Source organism: Paracoccus hibiscisoli, assembly GCF_005048265.1.
GTDB classification, from domain to species: Bacteria; Pseudomonadota; Alphaproteobacteria; order Rhodobacterales; family Rhodobacteraceae; genus Paracoccus; species Paracoccus hibiscisoli.
Genome location: NZ_SUNH01000062.1, coordinates 1 through 5,638 on the forward strand (window position 1 = coordinate 1; position 5,638 = coordinate 5,638).

Consider the following 5,638-nt stretch of genomic DNA (forward strand, 5'->3'; position numbering starts at 1 on the left):
AGTCCGGCAAAAGCAGGAGCTGGGACCGATCACCGCCTGAAATATGTGCCATGCCCAAGAATACCACGGCCGCTCAATGCTGGAAATCCGGTTCAAGTTTTCACACGGTCTGGATCGTTTTTGAACACTTTGAGAAAGGGGCAGGGGAGGCGGGCATTCGTTGATCCGCGTTGCAGCTTTGGAGTTGCTGCATGTCACTACGTTTGCCTACCAAGGAAAGCAGTATGACCTTTTGGTCCGACAAAAGGTCAAAATGACGTTTTTGCTTGACACTCACTGGCTGCCATTGGGATTGGCGATTGCTGTTACCGCGATCACCGCACCTTTTTGGAAAGCAGTCTCACGGTTGTAAGACAGCATCGACGCGAAGAGCTCTTAGCCGCCATTCGCGATAGACGGCTTCGCTGCAGTCGCAGCGGGCAATGCGGTCCTAAATTGCCGCTTAAACGCCACTTAACTAGTGTCCGCTTTCCGCAGCCCCATTCTTGTCGTTTGGGCCGTTTAGGCCTTTGCCTCACTGCGGACGTTGGCGCCGAACTATGGGCCACAGCTCTGCGCTCCCCATACTGCCTGCTTGGCTACGAGAGCCTATCGGACGGTATCTGAGCAACTGCGTACATGTCTGTCTTGATGGCCCCGACGATCGTCACCATGTCAAAAGACCTCGCAAGCTGCGCTAAAAAGGTCAATATTCCAGACAACAACCTATTCAAGGACCGATTTAGATGCCCTCCTCTCTTACGATCTTCCCCGTGGACAACGGGGACATGGCCCTTATAGAACTTTCCAATAAGCAGAACGTCCTCATTGACATCAACATCCGCGCAGCCGCGGACAATCCCGATGACGACGAGTGCTACGACGTTGCAAGCGACCTCAAGAAGCGCCTGCCGCGTGACGTAGAAGGGCGCCTCTATATCGACGTCTTCATGCTCTCTCACCCTGACGCGGACCACGTCACTGGCCTGCGCAACCACTTTTACCTTGGCAAGCCCGAAGATTTTCCCAAAGGCAACCGCGACCTCATCCTCATCCGGGAAATGTGGTCATCCCCCATCGTTTTCCGGCGGGCTTCGACAGCACATATACTTTGCGAGGATGCCAAGGCATGGGCCAAAGAAGCCCGTCGCCGGGTCGCGCATTATAAGGCGAGGCGTACCGCTGGACATGGCGATCGCATCATGATCATCGGCGAAGATAAGGACGGGAAAACCGAAGACATCATGGCCATCGTCGCCAAGCAGAACAGCTTGGTCACCACAGTCAACGGCGATGACTCGTCAGGGCTCGAGGCACGGGTGTTGGCACCTATGGTCGTAAACGACGTCGACGAGGAGCTTATCAAGACGCTCGAAAAGAACAACTCGTCGATCATAATGCAGTTCTCGATCCCCGCTGACGGCTTTAAGGACCAATGCCGCTTCCTTTCGGGGGGCGACGCCGACGTGGCGATTTGGGAGCGTCTGTGGAACCAGCACGAAAAGACCGGAACGACTGACTGGCTGAGCTACGACGTGATGGAAACGCCGCATCACTGTTCGTGGCGGACGCTGAGCTACGACCGCTGGTCGGAACTGGGTGAGAAGGTGAAGGTGTGTCAGGAGGCCCGCTCCGCCCTTAGCCAGACCCGCGTCGGCGCGTCCATCGTCGCCAGCAGCCGCCCGATCCTGAAGGAAGAGCCGAACCCGCCGCACGAGCGCGCCAAGCGTGAATATTTGTCCATGGTAGGCAATGACGACGCGCGTTTCGTCTGCACCTCCGAATTCCTTCAAAAGGAGGGGCGTCCGGTTGAGTTTAAGATCGATTGCTCGGGGGTAACCCGTACACGGCTTCTGACCGCTGCCAGGGCAGCCACGGCCGTCGGCGTTAGCACCGTTGCCACGACCGCCCGAGGCCACGGCTGAGGTAATGGCGTCAGAGCAGCAGATGAATGCGCACGCAGAGACGTTTCTGCGTGCAGCCCTCGGGCATCCGCAATGCGCGGGTGGCTCCACGGATCTTGTCAGCGAACAGGTTGTTTCACTCACAATCGCCCTTGAGGTCGAGATGAGCCAGTCGGCAGTAGCCGCTGGCGAAAGCCAGACCGGCGTACGTCGGCTGGAACGGGTTGAGGTCATCCTGTCTGAAGGCTACCCTTGGATTGCGCCGTTTTTTTTTCTGCGTAAGGATTTTCCTCGAAATCTCCATCACTTGAGCAGTGCTACTGTGCATGCAGCGCCGATGCCCTGCCTTGTGGATGGTGACGTCAATGAGTTCTTCACCAGCTATCCGCTTCTAGAATCAGGCATTCTGGCAATGATCAACCAGATGTGCCTCTGGCTCGCCAGGGCTGCGCGCGGGTCGCTTTCAAACGCAGTGCATGGTTGGGAGGCGATCCTCCGGAACGATGCCCGACACGATATCATCTGTGATGCCGAGATGATCCGGAAGCGCGTCGGAACCAAGCCTGGCTGGTTTGTCCTTGAAAGTAGGTTCTATCGGTTCGGCACCTTTACCGAGTCTATACGTAGCAGGGTCGAGAGCTTCGTATTCGTTGGAAACAAACTCAATACGCTTTCTCCTACCTTGGAAAATAGGAAAAATCTCCCGTTCGACGCGACCACGTCCACGGAGCCTGTCAAAGGCCATACGGTGACCGTCGTCCTGTACCCCGGAACAGATAGCGTCCTTGATAAGGTACTACCAGATACGGTCTCCACGATCAGGGAGCTCAGAGAGCGGGCGGTGGATCTGGGCTGCGCGGCCCCGTTTAATGCTTTCCTCACACGTCTTGAGAACCGCCTGCAGGGTTATTGCCACCCCAGCCCAATCACAATCGGCGTCCTTTTTTGCGTAAAACGCCCGCATGTCCTCATGGACCGCTCAAGCGACCTAGAATTGATCCCGTATGTGTTCGACCTCATACTTGAACAAGGGCGAATGTCGCTATTTGCGCCGGTCCGGGCCAAGGACGTTGCAGCTGCGCGACAGATCGATGATGTCTCGGCCGCACTGCTGCACAGGGTCTCGGGGGCCCAGACCATCCCGCCGGTCAGCTTGATCGGCTGCGGGAGTGTCGGTTCGAAGATTGCTTTCCACCTTGCCCGCTCAGGTGTCACGATCACGTCAGTGACTGACAACAAGTATATTCGCCCGCATAATCTTGCGCGGCATGCTCTGCTTGAACGGTTCTCAATTCCTAAGGCACAAGTATTAGTGGAAGAGTTGGAAAGACTCGATCAACGGCCATCTGCCATTGTTCGTGATGTTGCCTCCGACCTTGCTGACCCGCGATCTGTCTCTGCTTTTGTTCCGGAGGGAACAGGTTTGGTAATCAATACCACAGCCTCTCTGGTCGTCCGTGAACGATTATCGGCGATCCCGGTCGGCGATGTGTCCGCGCGCCTTACAGAAGTCGTGCTTTTTGGGCGTGGGAAGTGTGCGGTCGTGCTTATCGAGGGTGCGGGCCGAAGTCCCAACTTGGTCGACCTGCTAGCCTGGCTCACAGCTCACCTGACAGACGACGAAAGGGATCTGATGTTCGATCCCCAGCATGGCCTCACCCAAGTACAGATCGGTGATGGGTGTGGGTCGCTAACTATGCCGATGACCGATGCGCGTCTTTCTGCAATGGCGGCGATGGCCACCGAGGAAATCATGAGGGTCGCTTCAGCGCCCGAGGACGGCGGGCAGGTCGCAATCGGAGTAATTGGTAATGACGGACTTTCAACAGCTTGGCGGCGAATGTCAGTGGAACCATTTATCCAGATTCCAGTGCAAGGCGGCGACTGGACACTGCGCCTGTCAAATGATGTTGATAGGCGGATACGCGAGGAGACTGCTCGCTTTCCAGCCGTCGAGACTGGAGGGTTGCTGATCGGATCTTGCAGCGCCCGCCTGCGCACGGTCTCGATTGTAGATATCATCAATGCACCGCCTGATAGCGAGCGCACGCCTTCTCTGTTCGTTTTAGGAACCCAGGGGCTGAAAGCGGCGGTCAAGGCTCGTCACGTCGCGAGTGGCGAAAGCCTTTTTGATATAGGTACGTGGCACAGCCACCTTGCGGAGCAGGGACCTTCAGCGCTTGACCTGAAGACTGCGGTCGAAATTGCTGCGGAACGGTCGCCGCCCGCAATACTGTTGATACGCACACCAAACGGATATCACGCTGTCATGGGCGAGAGGAGGGCGTGAAATGGATTTCTTCGATGCGTATGTGGTCCGTGCGCGACTATTCCCTGCTGTTATTGCCGTGGCGCCGGCACTCACCCTACTTCTGCTAGCGGGCAGTTGGACCGATCCCGGCCTTCCTGAGATCATCAGTTCACTCGGCATTGCCGTCCTGCTGTTCGCAGGCGCAGACCTTGCCCGGCGGGCAGGTTTGCGTAAGGAGCGCAAGCTTTTTGCCGCAACCGGAGGGCGGCCTTATAACACAGAACTCACTCGCGCCGACGACAGCGTGTTCGACGAGGTTTCAAAGGCGGAATACCGCGCTTTCTTGGCTGCCAAAGTCAACCGTCAGGTCCCGTCCGAGGCAGAGGAGACCGCCGACCCAATTGCCGCGATGGCATTCTACAATGCGTGCTTCCGCTGGCTTCGCGAAAACACGCGGGACAGGGAGCGTTTCCACGTCTTGCTGGGCGAAAACATCACGTACGGCTTCCGTCGTAATATGTGGGGGCTCAAGTGGTTTGGAATTGCGATCAATTTGGGTACTGTGGCCGCTGCATACGCGATATATCGATACGAACCCCAGTTCATGTCAGTTAGTAACGGGAAGCTAGTCGCCCAAGGCAGTATTGCCGCCATCCATGCGATCTACCTACTTGTAGGTGTCTCAAAAAATGCAGTCCTTGATGCTTCCAAGACTTATGCACGACAGCTGGCTTTGACCGTGGAAGCTTTGAAGTCTTCCTAGGCACGTAGCAACTAATCGAATGTCAGTACCTTGAAGCTGTCAGTCTGCTTCGGCCCCAAAACCGCCGCCCATTAGCGGACGCTAGAGTTAACCTCTGCTCCCAGCCCTTGTCATCCTTTGTGCTGCAGATGCGAAGCGAATTCTACGGTACAGCAAGTGGCAGGAATGTCCCGCATAGCTGCCGCCAGCGCGGCGCACATGTATCGACGTGAAAAGCCCAGAGCAGCCGCTAGTGCTCGCCACAGCATGAACGGGCGCTTAGATCTGAGCGCTGTATGCTTCCTGAGCCACCTTGCTGTCGGCAAAAAAGCATGGGGTCGACCTGCAGAGTTGCTTTAATCTGCGCAACGGCTTTTTTTGGCACTCCAGTGATCCAGGTGATGTCCCGGGGCGTGGTGTAGCTGTCGGTGGTCATCGGGTTTCTCGGTAGGGTGGGGTTGCGACACCAACCTGAACCAAGGACGAACCCGATGACCAAACCTATGATGGACCTTCGCGCGCTGATGGAGAAGAGCGCCGATGCTGACCTGCTGCGCGAGATGATCGGCTTTGCTGCCGAACGACTGATGGAGCTGGAGGTTGGCGCCAAGACTGGCGCTGACTATGGCGAGAAGTGAGGTGCTCCCCCTTCCTTGGACAGGATCTGGCGCTTTTTAAGCTCTGAGTTGCTCCTGTTGATCGGGTTGCATGACTTCGATTTGCAGTGAGTAGACCACTGCCGGCGGTCGGCCGCCAAGGGCC

Annotated in this window: 3 protein-coding genes and 1 pseudogene; all 4 read left to right on the forward strand. The window is 56.7% G+C overall.

All coding sequences use genetic code 11. The features are described from left to right. Positions 1 to 725 precede the first annotated feature (725 nt). Positions 726 to 1,904: a ComEC/Rec2 family competence protein gene (locus FA740_RS18985; protein ID WP_136858366.1), complete on the forward strand. Its 1,179-nt coding sequence runs from the start codon at positions 726 to 728 to the stop codon at positions 1,902 to 1,904. 4 nt (positions 1,905 to 1,908) lie between these two features. Then, positions 1,909 to 4,173, forward strand: coding sequence for a ThiF family adenylyltransferase (locus FA740_RS18990; RefSeq protein ID WP_136858367.1), 2,265 nt, complete (start codon positions 1,909 to 1,911; stop codon positions 4,171 to 4,173). Position 4,174: 1 nt separating this feature from the next. Next, complete coding sequence (locus tag FA740_RS18995) at positions 4,175 to 4,897, forward strand: hypothetical protein (protein ID WP_136858368.1); 723 nt, start codon at positions 4,175 to 4,177, stop codon at positions 4,895 to 4,897. Positions 4,898 to 5,367: 470 nt separating this feature from the next. Continuing rightward, a pseudogene (locus FA740_RS19000) lies at positions 5,368 to 5,511 on the forward strand (IS256 family transposase); the annotation flags it as partial. Between the last annotated feature and the right edge of the window lie 127 nt (positions 5,512 to 5,638).

Bases quoted from the DNA above. Each gene is read 5' to 3' on its own strand.
- FA740_RS18990 (WP_136858367.1), top strand. From the start codon at position 1,909: ATGGCGTCAGAGCAGCAGATGAATGCGCACGCAGAGACGTTTCTGCGT.
- FA740_RS18995 (WP_136858368.1), top strand. From the start codon at position 4,175: ATGGATTTCTTCGATGCGTATGTGGTCCGTGCGCGACTATTCCCTGCT.
- FA740_RS18985 (WP_136858366.1), top strand. From the start codon at position 726: ATGCCCTCCTCTCTTACGATCTTCCCCGTGGACAACGGGGACATGGCC.